Annotated in this window: 17 protein-coding genes; 8 read left to right on the top strand and 9 right to left on the bottom strand. The window is 65.5% G+C overall.

Annotated features, from left to right (window positions below; genetic code table 11):
• The first annotated feature begins 7 nt into the window (after positions 1-7).
• Entirely contained in the window at positions 8-994 is a 987-nt protein-coding gene (locus tag ACNA7R_RS04050; protein WP_416282265.1) for an acetamidase/formamidase family protein, read from the top strand.
• Positions 995-1,025: 31 nt separating this feature from the next.
• Here the strand turns inward: ACNA7R_RS04050 and alaS are convergent, their stop codons facing one another.
• The 3 genes from alaS to ACNA7R_RS04035 all read right to left on the bottom strand — a co-directional run bounded on the left by alaS (position 1,026) and on the right by ACNA7R_RS04035 (position 8,063).
• The gene (gene alaS, locus ACNA7R_RS04045; protein ID WP_416282264.1) at positions 1,026-3,806 is read right to left on the bottom strand and encodes an alanine--tRNA ligase; all 2,781 of its coding nucleotides are present in this window, start codon (positions 3,804-3,806) and stop codon (positions 1,026-1,028) included.
• 119 nt (positions 3,807-3,925) lie between these two features.
• Positions 3,926-4,420 (bottom strand): hypothetical protein, encoded by a 495-nt coding sequence (locus ACNA7R_RS04040; RefSeq protein WP_416282263.1) that lies wholly within the window; start codon positions 4,418-4,420, stop codon positions 3,926-3,928.
• 553 nt (positions 4,421-4,973) lie between these two features.
• A complete protein-coding gene (locus ACNA7R_RS04035; protein WP_416282262.1) occupies positions 4,974-8,063 on the bottom strand; it encodes a replication factor C small subunit in 3,090 nt (1,029 codons plus the stop codon).
• Between the two features lie 160 nt (positions 8,064-8,223).
• Here ACNA7R_RS04035 and ACNA7R_RS04030 point away from each other — a divergent pair, with 160 nt between their 5' ends.
• The gene (locus ACNA7R_RS04030; RefSeq protein WP_416282261.1) at positions 8,224-8,694 is read left to right on the top strand and encodes a hypothetical protein; all 471 of its coding nucleotides are present in this window, start codon (positions 8,224-8,226) and stop codon (positions 8,692-8,694) included.
• 56 nt (positions 8,695-8,750) lie between these two features.
• Positions 8,751-8,969: a ubiquitin-like small modifier protein SAMP2 gene (gene samp2, locus ACNA7R_RS04025; RefSeq protein ID WP_416282260.1), complete on the top strand. Its 219-nt coding sequence runs from the start codon at positions 8,751-8,753 to the stop codon at positions 8,967-8,969.
• A gap of 31 nt (positions 8,970-9,000) precedes the next feature.
• Here samp2 and ACNA7R_RS04020 read toward each other — a convergent pair whose 3' ends face one another.
• Positions 9,001-9,708, bottom strand: a complete 708-nt coding sequence (locus ACNA7R_RS04020; RefSeq protein ID WP_416282259.1) for a TOBE domain-containing protein — start codon at positions 9,706-9,708, stop codon at positions 9,001-9,003.
• 137 nt (positions 9,709-9,845) lie between these two features.
• Here ACNA7R_RS04020 and ACNA7R_RS04015 point away from each other — a divergent pair, with 137 nt between their 5' ends.
• Complete coding sequence (locus ACNA7R_RS04015; RefSeq protein WP_416282258.1) at positions 9,846-10,244, top strand: GNAT family N-acetyltransferase; 399 nt, start codon at positions 9,846-9,848, stop codon at positions 10,242-10,244.
• 62 nt (positions 10,245-10,306) lie between these two features.
• Positions 10,307-10,666, top strand: coding sequence for a hypothetical protein (locus ACNA7R_RS04010; RefSeq protein ID WP_416282257.1), 360 nt, complete (start codon positions 10,307-10,309; stop codon positions 10,664-10,666).
• 52 nt (positions 10,667-10,718) lie between these two features.
• Here ACNA7R_RS04010 and ACNA7R_RS04005 read toward each other — a convergent pair whose 3' ends face one another.
• Positions 10,719-12,068, bottom strand: a complete 1,350-nt coding sequence (locus ACNA7R_RS04005) for a tryptophanase (RefSeq protein WP_416282256.1) — start codon at positions 12,066-12,068, stop codon at positions 10,719-10,721.
• A gap of 225 nt (positions 12,069-12,293) precedes the next feature.
• Here ACNA7R_RS04005 and ACNA7R_RS04000 point away from each other — a divergent pair, with 225 nt between their 5' ends.
• The gene (locus ACNA7R_RS04000; RefSeq protein ID WP_416282254.1) at positions 12,294-13,922 is read left to right on the top strand and encodes a long-chain fatty acid--CoA ligase; all 1,629 of its coding nucleotides are present in this window, start codon (positions 12,294-12,296) and stop codon (positions 13,920-13,922) included.
• Positions 13,923-14,041: 119 nt separating this feature from the next.
• Here ACNA7R_RS04000 and ACNA7R_RS03995 read toward each other — a convergent pair whose 3' ends face one another.
• Together ACNA7R_RS03995 and ACNA7R_RS03990 are read right to left on the bottom strand one after the other, a co-directional pair.
• Positions 14,042-14,188, bottom strand: a complete 147-nt coding sequence (locus tag ACNA7R_RS03995; protein ID WP_005554807.1) for a DUF1328 family protein — start codon at positions 14,186-14,188, stop codon at positions 14,042-14,044.
• 126 nt (positions 14,189-14,314) lie between these two features.
• Entirely contained in the window at positions 14,315-15,493 is a 1,179-nt protein-coding gene (locus ACNA7R_RS03990; RefSeq protein WP_416282253.1) for an aspartate kinase, read from the bottom strand.
• A gap of 193 nt (positions 15,494-15,686) precedes the next feature.
• Here ACNA7R_RS03990 and ACNA7R_RS03985 point away from each other — a divergent pair, with 193 nt between their 5' ends.
• Positions 15,687-16,136, top strand: a complete 450-nt coding sequence (locus ACNA7R_RS03985; protein ID WP_416282252.1) for a hypothetical protein — start codon at positions 15,687-15,689, stop codon at positions 16,134-16,136.
• Between the two features lie 54 nt (positions 16,137-16,190).
• On the opposite strand, the gene ACNA7R_RS03980 is transcribed toward ACNA7R_RS03985, so the two are convergent.
• Complete coding sequence (locus ACNA7R_RS03980; protein WP_416282251.1) at positions 16,191-17,807, bottom strand: DNA-directed DNA polymerase II small subunit; 1,617 nt, start codon at positions 17,805-17,807, stop codon at positions 16,191-16,193.
• A gap of 105 nt (positions 17,808-17,912) precedes the next feature.
• Here ACNA7R_RS03980 and ACNA7R_RS03975 point away from each other — a divergent pair, with 105 nt between their 5' ends.
• On the top strand, positions 17,913-18,923 hold the full coding sequence (locus ACNA7R_RS03975; protein WP_416282250.1) for a S26 family signal peptidase: 1,011 nt from the start codon (positions 17,913-17,915) through the stop codon (positions 18,921-18,923).
• Positions 18,924-19,126: 203 nt separating this feature from the next.
• Here ACNA7R_RS03975 and ACNA7R_RS03970 read toward each other — a convergent pair whose 3' ends face one another.
• Complete coding sequence (locus tag ACNA7R_RS03970) at positions 19,127-20,773, bottom strand: Cdc6/Cdc18 family protein (RefSeq protein ID WP_416282249.1); 1,647 nt, start codon at positions 20,771-20,773, stop codon at positions 19,127-19,129.
• Positions 20,774-21,703: the final 930 nt, after the last annotated feature.

Raw genomic sequence — 21,703 nt, 5'->3', positions numbered from 1 at the left:
AGATGGAATGGCAAACCAACACCACGGACACCGCGTCGACTACCACCTCAGCGACGCCGACCACAACATCCACAACGCGTGGGACAACAGCCTCGAACCCGTTCTCACGGTCGAACCGGGCGACGTCGTCCGATTCGAGTGCCGTGACGCCGTCGACGGTCAGGTGACGATCGAGTCCGGTCCCGAGGAGTTCTCGAACGTCAGCTTCGATCCCGTCCACCCGCTGACGGGCCCCGTCGCCGTCGAGGGGGCCGAACCGGGCGACGCCCTCGTCGTCGAACTGCGCAGCTTCCAGCACAAGGGCTGGGGGTACACGGGCTTTTTGCCGGGAGAGATGGGACTCGGTCTCCTTCCCGAGGAGTTTCCGGAGGCCGGGGTTCACATCTGGGACCTCGAGGACGACGTCGGTCACTTCGTCAACGGAATCGAGGTACCGCTGGACCCGTTCCCGGGGACGATCGGCGTCGCACCGGCCGAGTCGGGCGAACACGACACGCTCCCGCCCCGTCGCGTCGGCGGCAATATGGACGTCAAACACATGACCGCGGGCTCGACCGTCCGTCTCCCCGTCGAGGTCGACGACGCCCTCTTTTCGATCGGCGACTGTCACGCCGCACAGGGCGACGGCGAGGTGTCGGTGACGGGGATCGAGGCGCCGATGTTCGTCACCGCCCGGTTCGACCTGCAGAAGGACGCCGACATCGAACAGCCCCAGTTCGAGACCGATGGCCCGTTCACGCCGACCGGGCGCGACGAGCGGATGTACGGGACGACCGGGATCGCCGACGATCTGATGGAGGCGGCTCGGCTCGCGGTGCGACACATGATCGATCACCTCCACGAGAAGCGCGATCTCACCCGCGGGGAGGCCTACATCCTCTGTTCGGCCGCGGTCGACCTGAAAATCAACGAGATCGTCGACGCGCCGAACTGGGTCGTCTCGGCGTACCTGCCCGAGAGCATCTTCCCCGACTCGGGTGTCGACACGATCTGAGCCGACGGGTCGAACGTCGACACCAGTCGGCTCAGGCGTCGAGAACCTGCCGGACGACGTCGGGCGCGTCCTCGAGCGCGTCGTCCAGTTCGTCGACGTTCGGCCCGCCGCCCTGGGCGAAGTCCGGCGGGCCGCCCCCGCCGCCGCCGACCTTCGCGGCGAGTTCGCCGACGACCTCGCCGGCGTTGACGCCGATGTCGTCGGGAACCGCGACGACGAACTGTGCGCCGCTCTCGCCGCTTCCGAGTACTGCGATCTTGCCCTCATCACGGATCGCGGTCGCGGTCGCGCGAAGCTCGTCCATGTCGGCGTCGATGCGGTCGACGACCGCCGTCGTCTCGCCGACGTCGACCTCCTCGCCGCCGCCACCGCCGCCGGCGCGGGCCGCGGCGAGCTGTTCCTGGAGGTCCTCGATCTCCTTGCCGCGGGCCTTCCACTCCTCGAAGAACCGTTCAGCGGTGTCCGGTACCTCGTCGGGGGAGACGTCGAGCACGTCGGCGGCCGCGTAGAGGGCGTCCTCGGTCTCCTGGGTCGCCTCGACGGCGGCCTCGCCGGCGGCGAACGTCAGCCGCTCGACGCCGTCCTGGACCCGCTCGCTCGAGCGGATCTTGATCGCACCGATCTCGCCGGTGCGGGCGACGTGGGTGCCCCCGCAGGCCTGGACGTCCTCGTCGACGTGGATCAGCCGGATCTGCTCGCCCGGCGGAATGCCGCCCTGGTAGAGGTCGAACCCGTGTTCGGCCTCGGCGTCGTGGCGGTCGGGCCACTCCTGGGTGACCGGAGCGTTGTCCATCACGACCCCGTTTGCCGTCCGTTCGATTCGCTTGACGTCCTCGCGGTCGATCCGGTCGTAGTGGCGCAGGTCGATCCGCGAGGAGTCGACGCCCTTCTGGGCGCCGGCCTGGCGGACGTGGTCGCCGAGCACCTGCCGGGCGGCATGGATGACGATGTGGGTCGCCGTGTGGTGACGCATCAGCTGTCGGCGCCGATCGACGTCGATGTACCCCTTCACGAACTCGCCCTTGCCCGGGTGGGCGTCTGTCCGGTGGAGGATGACGCCGTCCTCGATCTGGACGTCCTCGACCTCGACGGTGGCGTCGTCGGTCGAGAGCGTCCCCGTGTCGGCGGGCTGGCCCCCGCCCTCGGGGTAGAACATCGTCTGGTCGAGCACGACGTCGTAGCCGTCCTCGCGCTCGAAGACGTCGAGGACGACGGCCTCGAACTCGGTGCGTTGCTGGTCGTCGTAGTATAGCTTCTCCGTCTCGGGGAGGTCCTCGAACCGGGAGTCGGTCTCGCCTGCCGCCTCCTCGAGGGCCTCGACGGTGTCGTGGCGCTGTGCGACGAGGCTGTAGAAATCGTCGGGGACGTCGACGTCGGCCCCGGCCTCGGCCGCGATCTCCTCGACCATGTCGGGCTGGATCCCGTGGGAGTCGTACAGTTCGATCAGCTCCTCGGTCGGGATCGGTTCGCCCTTCTTGGCGTACTCCGTCGCGAGGGCCTCGACCCGGCGACCGCCCCGTTCTAAGGTCTCGCGGTACTTCTCGACCTCGGTGCGGACGATGTCACGGATCGTGTCGCGGTTCTCGTACTCGAGGCGCTCGGCCTGCATGTCGACGAGTTCGTCCAGCGGCGCGTCGACGCCGACGTTGTCACAGAGCCGCTTCGTCCGGCGCAGCACCATCCGGGCGAGGTAGCCCGTGCCGACGTTCGAGGGGACGATTCCGTCGCCGAGCATGTACGCGAGGGTGCGGCAGTGGTCGGCGATCGCGTAGATGTCCTCGAGGGGCACCATCAGTTCCTCGAGTTCGGCGGCGTCGACGTCGAGTTCGGCGGCGATCTCCTTGCGGGCGGTTTCCATATCCTCGGCCTCGTCGATGTCCATGTGGCCCGCCAGCTTGGCGGCGCGGTGGACGAGCTCGGCCTCCTCGTCGGAGTGATCGACCTCGGCGTTCTCCTTCAGGAAGTCGATCATGTCGGGGTAGATCGCCTCGTAGACCGTCGGCGTCCCCTGGGACACCCAGGTCCAGCGCTCGAGGCCGTAACCCGTGTCGACGATGTAGGTGTCCATCGGGCTGTAGCGGTTGCCGTCTTTCATCTCGTACTCGCCGTCCGGATCCTGCTCCATCGACATGAAGACGAGCGTGGCGAGTTCGACGCCCTTGAAGATGACCTCGATCGCGGGGCCGGCGTTGCCGCCGCCGACCCACGGATCCTCGATGTAGATGACCTCCTCGAGGTCCACACCCATGGAGGCGAAGAACTCGTCGCAGAGCTCGACGGTGCGATCCTTCCAGTAGACTTCGCCCTGGTAGGCGTACTGGTCGGGATCCTCGAGATCCTCGCGCGCGTTGAACGCGTGGTGGGCCATCATCTCGAAGGCCATCGTGTGTCGGCCCGTCTTCCCGACGTTGTCGATGTCCTGCATCCGGATGCAGGGCTGGGAGATGGTCAGCGGGTTCGCTGGCGGCGGCGTCTCGCCGCTCGTTACGAGCGGCTGGAAGTCGTAGATCGACGCCTGGGTCAGCAAGACGTCGTCGCGCCAGCGGTTCGCCGCGACGGGGTAGGGCTCGATACGCTCGTGGTCGTGCTCCTCGAAAAAGGAGAGGAACGTCTCTCGCATCTCCTCCAAGCTGTGCTCCTCGTCGAACCCGGGGTTGCCGATGAAGTCGTACTCCTCGCAGGGCGGCTCGCCGCAGGTCTCTCGCTCGTGGTCGCGCGTCCAGAAGTGGGCGCCACAGGAGGGACACTCCTTGCGTTCGAAGCCTTCCTCCTCGAAGTACTCGAGGCGGTACTCCTCCTCCAGTTCACTCATTACACGTGTGTTGGCCCCGCAGCGGGTAAAATAGTTCCGCAACCGTTATTCGGGATAGATCGCCCAACGACGGCGGTCTCGGGCTCGAGGGCTGTCGATCGACGCCCCGAAATCCGTCGTCACCGGTACGCGAACGCCACCGTCAGCAGGACGACGACCGTACTCGCCAGCGCGACGACGGCGACGACCGTGTCGTCGACCTCGAGCCAGACGAGTGGAGCGAACGCGAGCAACAGGACACCACAGCCGATCGCGACGAACCCGAGCCGACGGCCCGTCTCCCGGTCGACGTTCGGCGTCGTCAGTAGCTCCCGGCGGTCCCGAACCGCGACGAGCCAGCCGAGGACGAAACACAGCAGCGCGCTCGCGAGGATCGTCGCCGTCGCGACGAGCGCCGAGGTGAACTCGAGGACGATCGCCCCAGCCAGCGCGAACAGTCCGACGCCGACGATCCCGAGGACGGCGGCGTTCGCTCGAGCGCTCGCCTCGTCGTCCGGCTCGAGGCCGTACAACCGCCGCGTCCAGCTCCCGGAGCGAAGCGACGCCAGCGCGAGCGCGAGACAGCCGACGGCGACGGCGAGGAGGACGGCGATTCCACCGGTCGAGGGGGCCACGGCTGGCGAGCGGTACGTTCCGAACTGCGAAAGTCACGTCGACGAATCGATATCAGTAGCGTGAGTCTCCTTTGAGAACCGTTTCTGGGACTCCGTTGGGCAGTTCCAGACACTACACGCACGAATGCATCGTCCGGCCTCGAGTCTCCAGTACCGGCCAACCGCCGCGGTGGGACTGAAAGGGGCTGGGCCGCTCGAGGGGCGAGACGACGTAAGCACTGCACCGAGCGAAGCGAGGGAGGCGCGCAGCAAGTCGCAGTCCACGAGCGGCCCAGGGGCTTTCGCGCTGATACCGACGGGTAGCAGGTCCTGTTCACCCGAACACAGGGGTTCACCACGCCCTCCCCAACCGATTCGCTCACGTTGTTCGCTCATCCCTCGTGCGGTATTGCCGACCGCCCTCGCTTGCGCTCGGTCGGTCGACAGCGCACGCCCCCGCAACGAGGGGTGGTCGATATCTGGTGATACGAAGTTCCCCTGTACGTAACAGGTGTTTCACAAGCCACACTGAATAACGAACTCGCAGCCCGACTACCGGTGCCGAACGTCGCGTTCAGTCCTCGTTCTCGAGCGCCAGCGACGCCAGCATCGCCTCGAGCTGGAGGCGTTCGTTCGCCCCCTCCGTGATCCGGTAGTCGACCTCGCCGAGGCGCTCGAGCAGTCGAACGGTCGCTTTCTCGGGGATGTCGAACTGCCACGCGGAGCGGTGGAGCTGGTCGATCACGTCCCCGCCCGCCAGTCCGCGCTCGGTCAGCAGGTCCTCGAGGGCCGCGCGGGCGGCCGTGAAGTCGCCGTCGATGGCCTGATCGACCATCGCCTCGACCTCCTCGGGTCGCGCGGTGGAAGTGATCGCGAAGACGGTCTCCTCGTCGACGACTTCGCCCATCACGGCCGCGGCCTGGAGCCCGTTGATCGCCTTACGCATGTCGCCGTCGGCCGCGTAGACGAGCGCGTCGACGCCGTCGTCGGTGACCTCGATCCCCTCGTTGGCGGCGATCTCGCGGATCTGCGCTTCGACGGCGTCCTCGGTCAGTTCTGTAAACCGGAAGACGGCACAGCGAGACTGAATAGGGTCGATGATCTGGCTCGAGTAGTTACACGAGAGGATAAAGCGGGTGTTGCTCGAGAACTGCTCCATCGTCCGTCGCAGCGCAGACTGGGCGTCGGAGGTGAGGGCGTCAGCCTCGTCGAGAAATATAATTCGGTGATCGTAGCCGCCGAACGAAGAGCGCGCGAAGTCCTTGATCCGATCGCGGACGACGTCGATCCCGCGCTGGTCCGAGGCGTTCAACTCGAGGAAGTTCTCGCGCCAGTCGTCGTCGTAAACCTCGCGGGCGATGGCCTGGGCTGCGGTCGTGTTGTGCATAACGGTCGGAACGTCACCTGCGACGTAGTTTCGCGTTCCGGGGACAGTGAGATCGTAGACGCGACGCTCGTCTTCCACTCGCTCGATGTCGGTTACTCGGTCGAAATAGAGCGTCTCTCGCGAAAGACGGTCGAGTGCAACCAGTTGTTCGACGACTTCCATCGAACACATCTCCGATGCGACGTCGAGAATTCGACCAGAAACGGTCTCGAATCGCGGTAGCGACGCGAGATCGTGATCGTCGTTCTCGAGAAGGTTCCGCACGTCCATCCCGGTCAGTTTCGTGCCGTCGGCGATTCGGTTGTCCGAGACGCTGAGCGAGTCGATCGCCTCCCGCAGCGATTCTTGGACGGAGACGGTGTTCGGCGTCTCGGTACGCGATGCGAGCGTGACGAGCAACTCGCCTGCACGGCTCGCAACTGGCGATCGCCGCCCGTCCGAGTATTCGAGCAGGCGATCGCTTCTTATTCCGGTCGCTGCCTGGATCTGCTTTCGCGACTCGAGCGGTTCCAGTTCGCTCCGCTGATCGACCCACGTCGCTGGCACGGCACTCACCGACTGGATATCGCCACGAACTCGTTCGATATCCTGTTTTACCTTCTGTGCCGCCTCGAGGCGGGCGGATGCCGCCTCGAGAACGCGATCGATGTCCTCGAGATAGGATTCACGGCCAGGGTTTTCGGGATTCAACGAGTCGGTGATCAGCGGTTCTTTCGTTAGGGAAAGAGTCTGGCACAGGTCGTCGACGGCATTCTGAGCGGGAATTGTATCGTGGTTCGGATTTCCGGTACCTTCCGTAACGTCGGCGAGTCGGTCGCACTTGTAGTCGATAGTGAATCCGATGGTGTTCTCGAACTGAGAAAGCGCCGAAACTCCAGAGAGATATAGTGTGTGGTACTCGCGAGTCGTCCCAGAGCCGTTTGTCGCCGCCTTTTCGTCCCGTTTTCGCCGTACCGGGATCCCGAACGAGGCGAGCAGGTACGAACAGAGCGTGATGAGTGATTTATCCTTCTGTGTCAGTTCGACCGTTGCCTGTTCCGCGACGTAGGCTTCCGAATCGAAGACGGCTTGCAGGAAGGCCGCGCGAGCGTTTGCCGGAGCGTGGATCAGGGTTGACCCAACCGCGGACGTCGGCGAATCACCGAAAACGTCGAAACACGACTCGAGGAAGTGGTGGAGCGACTTGGTTCGAAGTTCCACGTATGGAACGTCTTTTTGAACGCCGCGGGTCGTCTCGACGTCGAACAGATCCTGTGCGAGTCGTTCGAACGATTTGCGGAGTGCTTCGTCGGTGTTGTAGAACTTGATGCGGCCGTTCTCGATACGCGCTTCGCTGACCGCGAGACCGACGAAACGTGCTAGCTCCGGCGTAAGTTCCCACGGAGGCACAATCGGACTGGACCGTCTGTTGAACGGTGTTACGTAGCGGACCGATTCGACGTGAGATCGAAGTTCCGATTCCTCGACGTTGAGTGATCGGAGATAGCCGAGAGAACAGGTTGTCGAGGCTTCTTCGAGGTCGATCGATACCGTTCGCGCGTAATTCGCAGCAGTTTTCCGGGAAATATCGTACTCGCTAGCGATTTCCTCGACCGTATAACCGCGACGAAGACAACCGAGTACCGTCTTCTTCTGTCCGACAAAATTTTCTTCGGCCGGAATCTCGTATCGCGTGGCAAACGACTCCGAAACGGTGACCAACGTCCGGTTGCCGTCCATCGACGAAAGCCAGTTGAGCGACGTATCCGAGTCGTCGGCGACCGGCGTTTCCAGCGGGCGGACGATCCGTTCTTCACCGGAGAGCGACCCAGCCTCTCGCCACTCGAGACCTGACTCGTTTGCAATGAGGAGCTTGTGTTCCGGTGTGACCGTGAACTCGTTTCCGTCTCGTGTTTTGACCGAAACAAGTTCGGCCGCCTCTTTCGAAAATGTGTGTGACGGAGAGACATACTCGAACGAGCCGTCGTCACTGTACGTCAGTATCTCGAGATCTTTGTCAGGTTCGTCGAATCCATCGACGTCTCCGACGACAGCTGAAATAGGGGCGACGCCCTCGTTCGTTAGCACCGGTGTCTCGCCGGTGACGCACTTCCCCGTTCCCGCTGGCCCCGCGAACATGAGGTGGGGCAGGTCGTCCTGCTCGACGTACCGCTGGAGGCGCGGCACGATGTTCTCGTGGCCCTTGATCTCGTCGAGCCGCTCCGGGCGATACTTCTCGATCCAGACCTCGGTCTTGCCGGAAGTCGGCTCCGCCGCCTCGGCGTCGGCCTCGCTCATACCCACCACGAGGGGGAGCCGCCAGATAAATCGCCCGAAGGTCGTCCTCGAGGCGTCAGTGCGGGTCCGCCGGAGGACTCGAGGACGGTCCGCGTCGACCCCTCTCGAGTTCGTGGACGCGGGTGTCATGTTTTTCAGCTCACACGACGAGGAGTGATCTATGGCGTCCGAAACGTCCGTCCGAAAGCGACTCGCGGTCGTCCTCCTCGTCGTCGTCCTGCTGGGGACGCTACCGACGGGGGTCGCCGCGCAGTCCGAGTCGACCGTCGGCGGGACGGTCGTCGTCGGGGAAGGGGAAACGATCGACGAACTCGAGGCCGTCGCCGGCACCGTCGTCGTCGAGGGAACCGTGACGGGGGACGTCTCGGCCGCGGCCGGCGACGTGCGGATCGAAAGCGGGGGCGAGGTCGGGGGCGACCTCGAGAACCGGTGGCTCGCGCTGGTCGTCGGCATGATCGGCGGGGCGATCCTCGCCCAGCTCCCGTTCGTGGGCGGGCTACTGAACTTCCTGATCCTCCTGCTCGGACTCGGCGCGCTGGCCTGGGGGCTGTACGCGCATCGACGGACCGCGGGGGCTCGAGAGCCCGGTCGCCGTGATCGGATCGGCCCCGACGAGCCGGCGAGCGACTGAGACTCGGACACACCTGCAGTCGACGCGCTCAAGTCCACTCTCGAGCAAGCACCGCCATGCGCGTCACCGTCGACGTCAAGGGCGAGGGGAGCCACGAACTCGAACTCGAGGAGGTGGCGACCGACGCCCCCGAGCCGACCTACGCGGACCTGCTCCGGGAGGTCGGTCTCAGCCCCCACGAGGTGAGCGTGCTGGTCGACGGCCGCCCCGTCCCCGAGGACCAGCCCGTCGAGAGCGAGCGCGTGACCGTCCTTCGACTGATCAAGGGCGGCTGACCTCGCGTCGCGACTCCGGCCTCGAGCGTCGCTACTCCTCGGTCTCGGCCGGCTCGAGCCCCGTCGCCCGCGCCGCGGTCGCCTTGAAGGAGGCGACGACCTCGCGACCTGGCTCGAGCCCCAGCCCCTCGCGGCTCGAGCGCGTGACGAGCGCCTCGAGGGCGACGCCGTCGGCCAGCGAGAGCGTGACGCTGGCGATCGCCTCGCCGTCGTCGATCGCCGCGACCGTTCCCGGGAATCGGTTCCGGAGACTCGTGGCGTCCGGTTCGGGCGTCTCCGTCGGATCGGACAGGACGACCGCGTCCGACCGAACGGCGACCTGTACCTCGCTCGCGTCCGGCGGAACCAGCGCCGTGATCGGGCCGACGGCGGTTTCGACGGTCGCGAGCTCGCCGGTTCGCTCGAGGACGGTCCCCCGAAAGACGGACTCCGTCGCGGTGGCCACGCCGTCGAGTTCGCTCTCGTGGCGGTCGAACTGCCGACGAAGTTCGTAGGCGGTCTCCGTCAGCCGGGTGCCGCCGCCGTCGCGGCCGCCCCGCGTTCGCTCGGTCAGCTCGCCGAGTTCGTCCTCGAGTTCGACGACCCGATTCTGGAGGCGCGCGTAGGAGCGACCGAGCTCCTCGGCCGCGCCGTGTAACGATCCCTGCCGGTCGATCGCCTCGAGCATCTCGATGTCGCGGCGGTCGATCGTGAGGTCACCCGCCGAGAGCTTGGTACTGAAGTCCTTCTGGATCCCCATCGTTCCTCCTCGCGTGATCCGACAGACCAGCCCGCGATCGATAAACGTCCGGGTTCGTCGAGGGTGTGATCGACGGACGGTTTTCGTCGGGGACGTGACCGACGGACTGTTGGCGGACAGCGACGTACGACCGACCGATGCACGTCCGAATCGCGGGCCCCGACGACGCCCTCGAGGTCCGGCGGATACTGGACGCCGCGATGCTCGAGCCGGGAGACGTCGAGGCGCGACTCGACGGCGACGTCCTCATCGCCGGGGACCGGCGGGGCGCGGACTCGACCGAGCGGATCCTCGGCGCGCTCGTCTGCGAGCCCCGCGAGCGAGGCGCCCACGTCGCGAGCGTCGGCGTCCGTCGTCGTCACCGCGGGCAGGGGATCGGTCGACGGCTGATCGAGCGAGCGCTCGAGCGCGAGCGCCGGCTCACCGCGCGGTTCGACGACGGCGTCCGGCCGTTCTACGAGGCGCTCGGGTTCACGATCGAACCGATCGACGAGGGCCGACACCGGGGTGTCGCCGTGGCGGACCAAGGCGAGTGAGCGCCGGCTCCCGTCTCGTGCCGGCGGAAGTTTAACACGCAGTGCGTGGTACGATCCGTCGCATGGCGCTCCAACGGCTGCTCAGCGGAGACCCGTCGAAGAGTTCGAAGCTGTACATCGCGATCGGATTGCTCTCGCTCGCGAAGGCGATCGTCGTCTACAAGGATCGAAACCGGTTCCGACGGGAGCTGATCGACGCCGCGCTGTTCCTCGGCGTGGGCATCACGCTCCGGAAGTACAGCCAGCTCAAGGCCGAAAAGCGCGAGGAGATCGAGTCGCAGGTTCCGGACTGGCTGGCCAGCGCCGCCCAGTCCGAGGCCGCCAGGCAGGGCGTCCGTTCGGTCGCGAAACGAAAGCTCGGCGGGGAACCGGAGCCGGAGCCGACGTTCCGCGACCGCGCTCGAGACGCCGTCTCGCGGTAGTCCCGGGTTCGGTCCTCGGCTTTTCTCGCAGTGCCGTCGCAGTTCGCTCGGCTCAGGAGGAGCCGGTCGGCTCGAGCGTCGCCGTGAAGTGGCGGATCTCGGCCATCTCGGGCTCCTCGACGATCTCGAGGCCCGAGACCTCGTCGCGTCGCTCGAGGACGGCGGCGGCCGTCTCGGCGACGTGCTCGATGTGCTCGCGGTGGTAGGTTCGTCTGGGCAGCGCCAGCCGGACCAGTTCGGGGCGGTCGGTATCGGGGAACGCGAAGCTCCCGAGTTCGACACCGCGGACGCCGCCCTCCCGGTAGAGCTCGCAGACCAGCGCCTGGCCCGGGAACGCCTCGGGCTCGAGGTGGGAGAGGAAGGCGCCGGCGTCGAGGTAGACCGCGTGTCCGCCCGCGGGCGTGTAGATCGGCACGCCGACGGACTCGAGGGCGTCGGCGAGTTCCTGCACTTGTTCGACACGATCGGCGACGTAGGCCTCGTCGACGGCCTCCCGGAGGCCGACGGCCATCGCCGCGATGTCCCGGCCCGCCATCCCGCCGTAGGTGGGGAATCCCTCGTAGAGGATGGCCCGCTGTTTGCACTGCTCGTACAGCGCCTCGTTGTCGGTGGCGACGAACCCGCCCGCGTTGGCGAGCCCGTCTTTCTTCCCGCTCATCACGACGGCGTCGGCCAGGCCGAGCTGTTCGCGGGCGACGTCGGCGACCGAGGCGTCGGCGAACTCCGCCTCGCGCTCGGTGACGAAGTGGGCGTTCTCGGCGAACCGGCAGGCGTCGATCACGAACGTCGCGCCGATCTCGTCGGCGAACTCGCGGACGTTCCGGGTGTTCCCGACGGAGACCGGCTGGCCCGCCGCGGAGTTGTTCGTGATCGTCTGGACGACGACCGGCACTCGTTCGGGGCCGTACTCCTCGACGACCGCGCGGACGCCCTCGAGCGAGGTGTTGCCCTTGAACGGCCCGTCGGCCGCGGGGTCGCGGGCGTCGTCGACCGGACAGTCGACGGGGTCGGCGCCCTGGTTGGCGATGTGGGCTCGCGTGGTGTCGAAGTGGGTGTTGTTCGGGACGACGTCGCCCTCCTCGACGAGGACACCGTAGAGAACGTTCTCCGCGCCGCGACCCTGGTGGGCCGGGACGACGTGGGAGAAGCCCATCACGTCGGCGACGGCGTCCTCGAGTTCGCCGAAGCTGCGCGAGCCCGCGTAGGCCTCGTCGCCCCGGAGCAGCGCCGCCCACTGCTCGTCGCTCATCGCGCCCGTCCCGCTGTCGGTAAGCAGATCGACGAACACGTCCGCCGAGTCGAGGTTGAAAACGTTGTAGCCGGCCTCCTCGAGGGCGCGCTCGCGTTTCGTCCTCGATGGGAGGTGGATCTGCTCGACGACCTTCGACTTGTATCCGACCATACGCCCCCTTCGGGAGCCGCGCAATTCAATTCGAGTGACGGAACGTGCTCACGGACGGTTGCGGTCGGCCCCCGACGGACCGATCCGGCGTTCGTCGACCGAACATCGCCACCGAGGGACGGGTTCGCGGATCGAGGTGTGCCGCGAAACGGTACCCCTCGAAACAATGTAAACGAAGTGTCCGATAGACGCACCATTATTAAACCCCGATAATAATTATCGAGTATGGCAGGCTACGACCAGACGCTGCAACCGTTCCTCTGGCGCGCCGAACGACTCCACCCCGATCAGGAGGTCGTCTCGCGAACCCACGACGGGATCGTTCGCAACACCTACGCGGAGTACGCCGATCGAACCCGACAGCTCGCGAACGCCCTCGAGGACGCGGGGCTCGAGGACGGCGACCGCGTCGGCACGTTCTGCTGGAACCACCACCGCCACGCGGAGGCGTACTTCGCGGTGCCAAACAGCGGGAGCCAGCTCCACACGATCAACCCGCTGCTGCCGGCCGAGCACATCCAGTACATCGTCGAGAACGCCGAAGACCGGCTGCTGTTCGTCGATCGGTCGCTGCTCGAGCCCCTCGAGGCGGCCTACGACGCCGACGCCTTCTCGAGCGTCGAGCAGTTCGTGGTGATGGGAGAGTCGGTTCCGGAGACCGACCTCGAGCCGGTCACCGACTACGAGTCCTTTATCGGCGCCCAGTCAGCCGAGTACGAGTGGCCCGAACTCGACGAGGAGAACCCGGCGGGGATGTGTTACACCTCGGGAACCACGGGCAAGCCGAAAGGCGTCGAGTACACCCAGCAGATGCTCTGGAGCCACACGATGATGACGCTGACCCCGCAAGGACTCGGCATCGCCGAGGACGACGTCATCATGCCGGTGGTCCCGATGTTCCACGTCAACGCGTGGGGGCTCCCGTTCTCGACGACCGCCGCGGGCGCGAAACACGTCTACCCCGGTCCCTCGCCCGACCCCGCGGATCTCGTCGAACTCATCGAGGAGGAGGGCGTCACGATCACCGCCGGCGTCCCGACCGTCTGGATGGGCGTCCTCGAGTACGTCGAGGAACACGGCGCCGACCTCTCCTCGCTCGACCAGATCGTCATCGGCGGCAGCGCGGCCCCGAAGAGCCTGATCCGGGAGTTCGACGACCGCGGCGTCGAGGTCGTCCACGCCTGGGGGATGACCGAGATGTCCCCGCTTGGCACCGTCGCCCACCTCAAGGCCGACCTCGAGGACCTGCCCGCCGAGGAGCGCTACGAGAAGCAGGCCAAACAGGGGCTGGTCGTCCCCGGCCTCGAGTTCAAGGTCGTCGACGACTCGGGTGAGGAGGTGGCCTGGGACGGCGAGGAGTTCGGCGAACTCTACGTCCGCGGCCCGTGGGTCACCGACTCCTACTTCGAGCGTCCCGACGCCAACGAGGCCGATTTCGAGGGGTCGTGGCTCAAGACCGGCGACATCGTCACCGTCGACGAGGACGGCTACGTCAAGATCGTCGACCGCGCGAAGGACGTGATCAAGAGCGGCGGCGAGTGGATCTCCTCGGTCGAACTCGAGAACGCCATCATGGCCCACGACGACGTCAGCGAGGCGACTGTCATCGGCGCACCCCACGAGAAGTGGCAGGAACGGCCCGTCGCGTTCGTCGTCCCCACCGCCGACGCCGAACTGGGGGAGGACGAACTCCACGACGAGCTCCAGGCGTTCGTCGCCGAGGACTACCCCGACTGGTGGACCCCCGACGCGGTCGTCCGCATCGACGAGGTGCCCAAGACGGCGACCGGCAAGTTCGACAAGAAGACGCTCCGCGAGGAGTACGAGACAGCGGATCTGCTCGAGGACGAGTAAGTCCTCGCGCGGCTGCGGCTCGACGGCCCCTCGGATCGGTAGGCCGTCGGCTTTCGGACGGGTGAACGGCGGAAAAGGGTCGGTTGGCGTGACGATACGCGGTCAGGGTCGCCCTGCGGTCACAGCAGCAGCGACAGGACGGCCAGGACCAGGAACGCGAGTACGAGCCACTTCGCGATGGCCATGGACATACCTGCGACGCCGCCCGCACCGAGCGCGGCGGCGATCAGTGCGATGACGAAGAACACGATTGCCAGTTCTAGCATACCTCTATCTTCGGGAGGGTACTAAAAGTGCGTTGAGCCTGAATCTGCCATGCGGTAACTTTTCGAGAACGGATTCGCGGCGGACAACCCCGCGAGAACGGAGCGGGCGGACAGACTGCGCTCGAGCTAAAAGAGTCCCTGGGTTAGCTCGAGGGTCTCCTCGCGGTCGTCCCAGTCGACGAAGATGGCGACGCTGGTCGCGCTCGTGATGATGTCGTGGACGTTGATACGAGCCTCCGCCAGCGGGTTGACGATTTCGCCGATGATTCCGGGCTGGTTGGGAAGTTCCCCGCCGGTAACGCGGACGACGGCGAGGGACTCGTCGACGGTGACACTCGAGAGTTCGTCGCGGGCGATGACCTCGCGGTGGAGGATGTTCTCCGCGCGCTCGGCGTCCTCCTCGTCGACGTAGAAGGTGACGCTGTCGAGTCCGCTGGCGACGGCGTCGACGTTGATGTCGCTCTCGCTGAGCGGCTTCGAGAGGTGGTTGAAGACGCCTGGCTGGTTGCGGATCGCCCGGCCGGCGATCGTCAGGCAGGCAAGCGGGCGTTCGCGGAGGTCGACCAGATTCTCGAACTCCCCTTCGATGCTCGTCCCGCCCGAGAGGAGGTCCCCGTGCTGGTAGTGGACGACCCGAACCGAGAGCGTGTCCTCCTTGTAGGAGAGCGCGGAGGGTGCGACGACCTCGGCGCCGCGAAACGAGAGGTTTCGAAGCTCGTCGACCGAGATCTCGCCGACGTTGCGGGCGCCTTCGACGACGTTCGGGTCGCCGGTCATGACGCCCTCGACGTCGGTGACGATGACGACCTCGTCGGCGTCCATGTACTTGCCCATCATCACGGCGGTCGTGTCGCTGCCCCCGCGACCGAGCGTGGTCACCGAGCCGTCCGGCCCCTCCGCGAGGAAGCCGGTGATCACCGGCACGGTTTCGTCGAGATCCGCGGCGACCTCGCGGGCGCGACGCTGGGTCTCCTCGACGTCGACTTCGCCGTACTCGTCGGTGACGACCGGCCAGTTCTCGCTGCCGGGTTCGAAAAAGACCGCGTCGACGCCCCGCGCGGTCAGGGCGGCCTTGAGCATCCGGACCGAGGTCCGCTCGCCCATGCTGACGATCTGGGCTCGATCGGCCTCGTCGGTCTCGAACGTGATCTCGTCGAGCAGTTCGTCCGTGGTCGACCCCATCGCGCTGGCGACGACCGCGATCTCGTGGCCGTCCTCAACGGCCGCGGCGATCGAGTCGGCGGCGCGATTGATACGATCGCCGCTGCCGAGGCTCGTGCCGCCGAACTTCGCTACGACCCGCATGCTGACACCTCGCGGTCCGCCGGCAACCTGGTGGATTGACTCATGCGAGGTCGTTGCAAGGGCGGGCAGATAACTGTGTCTCATCGCCCGCATTTTTACCCACATCGATCCGCTTCCCGTACAGACGACGCGCGCTCGAGCCCGCGCGGGTTCCAACTGGATTTATGTTTGTGGGTATCATTACCACACCCTAATGAACGTACGGGACGCACTCGAGGCCGACGCCGACGCGCTGGCGGCCATCGCCGACTCTCCGACCGACGTGATGCGGAACCTGGTTCACGACCGGACGGTCCGGGTCGCCGAGGACGGCACCCACGACCCGAACGCGGACGTCTCGGAGTCCCAGTACGGCGGCTCGGACCCCGAGGATCTGCTTGGGTTCGTCAGCTTCGACGCCCGCGAGGACACCGTCCACGTCACCCAGCTCGACGGCACCCCCGAGGCGTGCAAGCGACTGCTCGCCGAGCCGGTCCGGTTCGCCGAGCGCGAGGGGATGGCCGTCGAGGTGCTGATTGCGTCCGACGCCGACCTCATCGAGGACGCCGCTCAGGAGTTAGGGTTCGATCGTTACGGGCCGGGGCCGCGGTTCAACGGCGCCTCGACGGTCCGGTTTCGCCTCGAGTCCTATAGTAGCCACTGAAAGTCAGTGCGCACCCGATCGCACGACTGTCGTGCGATCGGTGTGCAAACAGTTTCAGTTGTTACTATAGCTGAACTTCCGGACCGTCACGTCGAGCGTATCGAGGTCGACGATCGGCGCGAACCCGGCGTCGGGCTGGATGTTGACGCTCTTCTGGAAGTCCGTCTGGGCCTGCCAACAGCCGGAGTTGATCGCGAGCACGTTGTGGTACTTGCCGAAGCCGAGCTTGTGGACGTGGCCGGTGTGGAAGATGTCCGGCACCTCTTCCATGATGAGGTAATCTTTCTCCTCGGGCGCGAGCCGGGTGTGGCCTCCGAACTGCGGCGCGACGTGGCGTTTCTTCAGCAGCTGGTACATCGCCTTGTGGGGGTCGTCGTAGCTCGCCTTCTCCTCGGGGAGTTCGGCGATGACCTCGTCGAGGCTGACCCCGTGGTACATCAACACCGAGACGCCCTCGAGGGTCACGGTCGAGGGGTTGCTGACGATCCGGGGGTCGTGGGCGGACATGATCTTCCGGAGTTTCTCGTCGAAGCCGGGCTGGGGTTCCGCGAGCCGAACCGCGTCGTGGTTGCCCGGAATCATGACGATCTCGATGTCGCCGGGAACCCGTTTCAGATACTCGTTGAACGCCTCGTACTGCTCGTAGATGTCGACGACGTCGAGTTCCTCGTCCTGGTTCGGGTAGACGCCGACGCCCTCGACCATGTCGCCCGCGATCAGCAGGTATTCGACGTGCTGGGCCTCGGGCGTGTGGAGCCAGTCGGCGAAGCGGTTCCATGCCTCGTCCATGAACTCCTGGCTCCCCACGTGAACGTCGCTGATCAGTGCCGCCTGCACGTGTCGGTCGGCCGTCGAGGGCTCGTGGGTCCGGGGAACGTCCGGGAAGTACATCGAGTCGACGAACGCGATTCCCGAGTCGTCCGCGAGGGTACCCTCCATCGCCAGCACCTCGTCGTACAGCAGTTCGTCAACCAGATCGGCGTACTCGCGATCCTTCATCACGAGCCACGGGAACGTTCCGGTCGCGTCCTCGAGTTCGATCAGCCAGTGGCCGCTGGCGGTCGATCGCACGTCGTTGACCAACCCGACCATCCCCGCCTCGCTGCCGCCGGGCATCGACTGGATCGCCGTCGCGGGTCGGTGGTTGACCCGCCCGCGGAGCTTCGATCCCAGCCGCTCGAGCCGATCCCGAAACACCGAGACGAAGTCGCCGTACTCGCCGGTTCCGGTGCTCTCACCGGTCATGTCGCCGGCGATCTCGAGGGAGCGCTCGAGGGGGTCCGACGACCGACCGCTCTGCACTACCGCGTCTTTCCTCCCGTCGTCGCCGTCTTCGTTCCTCTCGCCAACCCCCTTCGTTTCGACTGGATCGTCGCTAGCCTGCGGCGATGGTGGCGCTGTTTCGGCTCCAGTCGAAACCGAGGAGGAGTCGGAGACGGAGCCCGTCGGGTGGGCGGTTCGACCGCCGTCGGAAGCGGGCTCGGACTCGAGAACGGGATCGACGTGGTCCGAGCGAACGACCAGCGCGTCCTCGGGCAGCGCCTCGAGGACGGCCTCGAGGGTCGCCGCCGGATCTTCGGTCGACGCGATCCGGGTCACCGCCTCGCGTTCGGCGTTGTAGCCGCGGCTCGTCAGCTCGCTAACGATCCGGGCGGGCCCCTCGAGTGGCACACGCCTCGCATTCGTGAGCGGCGTCAAAAGGGTAGCGGATACCCGTCGGGCACGTCGGTCCGATGAACAGAACCTTGATGGCCGGGCCCGGTATAACACGGGACGATGAGCGGTCCCGACCCCGGCGACGAGAGAAGCGACGATAGCGGCGAGTCACGCCGCCACGACCCGAGCGAGGCCCCGTCGGACGGGATCGACGATCCGGAACGCGGCCGGAGGTCCGCGAACGACGAACGGATTCCGGCCGACGCCTCCGCCGACGACCGAGACGACGAGTCGATCGTCCAACGGAGCGGTTCCGGTTCCGAGCACGACGAGGTCTCGATCGAGGACGACGGGTTCGTCCGGTGGTTCTTCAAGACGAACGACGACTCGGTCGTCCTCGTCCGGGATATCCTGAGCAGCGTCGCCATCGTCGCGGTCATCGGCCTCCTGCTGTTCGGAATCAGCGGGGTCTGGCCGCCGCTGGTCGCCGTCGAGAGCGGGAGCATGGAACCCAACATGGAGGTCGGCGACCTCATCTTCGTCGTCGCGGACGACCGCTTCGTCGGCGACGGCGCCACCGATGACACGGGCGTGGTCACCCACGAGGACGGCGACGATCACGAGAAGTTCGGCAAGGCCGGCGACGTCGTCGTCTTCGAACCCAACGGGCAAGCCCATCAGACACCCGTGATACACCGCACACACTTCTGGGTCGAGGAGGGCGAGAACTGGGTCGACACCAAGGCCGAGCCCGAGTACGTCGACGGGGCGAGTTGCGATCAGCTCCGGACCTGTCCCGCCGCCCACGACGGCTTCATCACGAAGGGTGACGCGAACCCCTACTACGACCAGTACCAGCGCGGCGGGGCGAACACCGACGTGGTCCAGCCCGGCTGGATCACCGGAAAGGCGTCGTTCCGGGTCCCGTGGCTCGGCTACGTCCGGCTCACGTTCGACTCGATCCTCGGCGGGATGCTCGCGCCGCACCCGGGACTCGAGACCGTCGCGGGACCGATCGGGGCCGACACGCCGCTCTCGAGCGCCGGAACCGTCGGAGCGAGTGCCGGCGCGACGGGCGTCGCCGCAGCCGGGACGGGGGCTGCGATGGCTGCGGGCCGCCGGCGTCGATAAGAGTGAGTAGCGGGATCGGCCAGTGTGTCTACCGGGATCGGTCAGTGTGTCTACCGGGATCGGTCAGTGTGTCTACCGGGATCGGTCAGTGTGTCTGTCGGATGTATCGTTGTGTCCGCTCGAGTCGAAACCGAGGGGGACGGCGGTCGCTCGAGGGAACGAGCGAATCGAGTCAGAATCGGATTGGCGGGACGTCGCGGGCGTTAGTTCTCGAATCGGGCCTGCACGAACGGCTGGATATCGTCGATGTTGCTCAGCCGGGAGTCCGAGAGCAGGACGGCCTCGGTCTCGTCGATCGGCACCGAGAGGCTGATCTCCTTGGTACGGCCGTAGCGGCCCTTCGAGACGACGACGGCGTTGACGATCCCGAGCATGTCGAGTTCGCTGATGAGATCGGTCACGCGACGCTGCGTGAGGACGTCGGCGTCGATCTCCTCACAGAGGCGCTTGTAGATGTTGAACACCTCGCCGGTGTTGATGCTGTGGACGCCGTTTTTCTCGAGTAAGATGATCGCGAAGAGGACGAGCTTCGACTGGGTGGGAAGGGTGCGGACGACCTCGACGACCCGGTCGAGTTCGATCTTGTCCTGGGCCTGACGGACGTGTTTCTCGACGATCGTCTCGGCCTGGGACCGCTCGGCAAGTTCGCCCGCGGTTCGCAGGAGGTCCAGCGCACGGCGCGCGTCGCCGTGCTCCTGGGCTGCGAAGGCCGCACACAGCGGGATCACGTCGTCCGAGAGGGCGCTGTCCTTGAACGCGACGTTCGATCGGTGCTGGAGGATATCCCGAAGCTGGTTGGCGTCGTAGGGCGGGAAGACGATCTCCTCCTCGCCGAGACTGGACTTGACGCGGGGGTCGAGGAAGTCGGTGAACTTCAGATCGTTCGAGATCCCGATGATCGACACCCGCGAGTTCTCGAGCTCGGAGTTCATCCGCGAGAGGTTGTACAGCGTGTCGTCGCCGCTCTTCTCGACGAGCTTGTCGATCTCGTCTAGCATGATGACGACGACCCGCTCGTCGTAGTCGACGGCGTCGAAGAACACGCTGTACACGCGATCGGTCGGCCACCCCGTCATCGGCACCTCCTGGAACGACTCCTTGTCCTCCTCGAGGGAGTCGATCCGATCCTCGATCTCCTCGCGATCGGAAAACGGCGTGGACGCGAGCGGGTGCTCCGAACCGGCGCCGTCGACGTCCGACGAATCCGCCGACCCCTCCGTTTCGACTGGAGAACCCGCAGACTGCGACTCGGTGTCGGTTGCAAACGAAACGTCGTCGTTCGGGTCGGTGTCGTCCTCGAGGACTCGTCCGGCGGAGCCGTCGCGACCACCGTCGTACTCCTCGAGGGCCTCGAGGCGCTCCTCGAGGGACTCGACCTGCCGGTCGATCCGGTCCTTATTCTTCTCGATGAACTTGTTCGCGAGTTGCGCGAGGACCCGGTACTGGGTGTCGGTCACCTCGCAGTTGATGTACTCGACGTCACAGGGGACGCTGTACTTCTGGGAGGTGCTCTCGAGTTCCTTGCTGACGAACTTCGCGCTCGCGGTCTTTCCGGTTCCCGTCTTCCCGTAGATGAGGATGTTCGAGGGAGTCTCGCCCCGGAGCGCGGCGACCAGGATCGTCGCCATCTTGTTGATCTGGTCGGTCCGGTGGGGAAGCTCGTGGGGCGTGTAGGACGGACGCAGCACCTCCTTGTTCTCGAAGATCGGCTCGCCACTGAGCAGGTCGTCGAACAGTCCCTGGCTCGGTTCCTCGTCGCCGATCGCCGCCTCCTCGAGCGTCGTCGAGAACCCGTCGGTCTCGCCCTCGACGTCGTCCGTTCGTGGCGGCTCTGAGTTGTCGTCTGACATCCGTCGTTGGGATACCCCCTCGTTTCGTGTGGAGAGACGGATCCGAAAGCAGTGATACAGCGTTTGAACGGCCAGTACGGCCGATCAATCGGAATAGCGATCGGTTCCGGATCCAGTTGATGCAAACGAAACAGAGGAACACCGCCATATTAAATTCTTCCCTTTCACTCACGTAGGATATGATTCTTTTTGGACGGATCCCCGCGCGAATCGAGTCGGAGCCGACGACCGAGCGTAACGGTGGTTTTCTCGGTGGTCGTTGGTCACAGTTCTCGACTCCTCGAGTATGAAGCGCGTGTCCTGTTCAGGAGAACTGTCTCTCCCTTCGATCCGTCTCCCCTCCGCTGCGGCGGCGCGAACTGTTGACTGAACGGAGTGAGTGAGAACCGCGAAATACGACCGGAGAGGGACGACCCGCGAGCACGAAGCGAGTGAGAGACCGATACTCGTGATCGACGGCCCTCGTTCGGTCAGTTGCCGAAGCGATCGACCATCCCTCTCGACTCACGACTCCTATCCGATCGAATCGCTTCCATTTGATCGAGTCACTCGGATACGTTCGATCCGAAACAGCGGAGGTCGAGACCCTCGAGGGAACGAGCCGGTTTCGACGTCGGCGGTGATCGATCTCTCGAGTCGAAGAGAGGGAGTTAGGGTGGCCCCCCACCCCTTCGTTTCAACTGGAACGCTCCGGATCGGGGGTGGGGGAGGGGGAGTCTCTAGAGTAGAAGGTTTTATTTAGATAGGCTAGAAACAGTATCCGTACTAGATATAGTGAAATATACTTGCTAGGAATCACTAGCTAGACTCTATAGTTACTAGCTGATTCCTGAACTATCTAGATATACGACTGTTCCTCACCACCAGTTCCAGTCCCTCCAGTATACACCTCGAATCTCCCGAAATCGGCCGTTTGAGTCCTGCAGACCC

Origin of the sequence: Natronococcus sp. (assembly GCF_047921035.1) — an archaeon.
Taxonomy (GTDB): Archaea; Halobacteriota; Halobacteria; order Halobacteriales; family Natrialbaceae; genus Natronococcus.
Note: the sequence above shows the minus strand (reverse complement) of the source record. Positions and strands in the feature narration are given on the sequence as shown.

Bases quoted from the DNA above. Each gene is read 5' to 3' on its own strand.
- alaS (WP_416282264.1), bottom strand. From the start codon at position 3,806: ATGAGTGAACTGGAGGAGGAGTACCGCCTCGAGTACTTCGAGGAGGAA.
- ACNA7R_RS03970 (WP_416282249.1), bottom strand. From the start codon at position 20,773: ATGTCAGACGACAACTCAGAGCCGCCACGAACGGACGACGTCGAGGGC.
- ACNA7R_RS04005 (WP_416282256.1), bottom strand. From the start codon at position 12,068: ATGGTCGGATACAAGTCGAAGGTCGTCGAGCAGATCCACCTCCCATCG.
- ACNA7R_RS04010 (WP_416282257.1), top strand. From the start codon at position 10,307: ATGGCGCTCCAACGGCTGCTCAGCGGAGACCCGTCGAAGAGTTCGAAG.
- ACNA7R_RS03995 (WP_005554807.1), bottom strand. From the start codon at position 14,188: ATGCTAGAACTGGCAATCGTGTTCTTCGTCATCGCACTGATCGCCGCC.
- ACNA7R_RS04030 (WP_416282261.1), top strand. From the start codon at position 8,224: ATGGCGTCCGAAACGTCCGTCCGAAAGCGACTCGCGGTCGTCCTCCTC.
- ACNA7R_RS04035 (WP_416282262.1), bottom strand. From the start codon at position 8,063: ATGAGCGAGGCCGACGCCGAGGCGGCGGAGCCGACTTCCGGCAAGACC.
- ACNA7R_RS03985 (WP_416282252.1), top strand. From the start codon at position 15,687: ATGAACGTACGGGACGCACTCGAGGCCGACGCCGACGCGCTGGCGGCC.
- ACNA7R_RS04015 (WP_416282258.1), top strand. From the start codon at position 9,846: ATGCACGTCCGAATCGCGGGCCCCGACGACGCCCTCGAGGTCCGGCGG.
- samp2 (WP_416282260.1), top strand. From the start codon at position 8,751: ATGCGCGTCACCGTCGACGTCAAGGGCGAGGGGAGCCACGAACTCGAA.
- ACNA7R_RS04050 (WP_416282265.1), top strand. From the start codon at position 8: ATGGCAAACCAACACCACGGACACCGCGTCGACTACCACCTCAGCGAC.
- ACNA7R_RS03990 (WP_416282253.1), bottom strand. From the start codon at position 15,493: ATGCGGGTCGTAGCGAAGTTCGGCGGCACGAGCCTCGGCAGCGGCGAT.
- ACNA7R_RS04020 (WP_416282259.1), bottom strand. From the start codon at position 9,708: ATGGGGATCCAGAAGGACTTCAGTACCAAGCTCTCGGCGGGTGACCTC.
- ACNA7R_RS04000 (WP_416282254.1), top strand. From the start codon at position 12,294: ATGGCAGGCTACGACCAGACGCTGCAACCGTTCCTCTGGCGCGCCGAA.
- ACNA7R_RS03975 (WP_416282250.1), top strand. From the start codon at position 17,913: ATGAGCGGTCCCGACCCCGGCGACGAGAGAAGCGACGATAGCGGCGAG.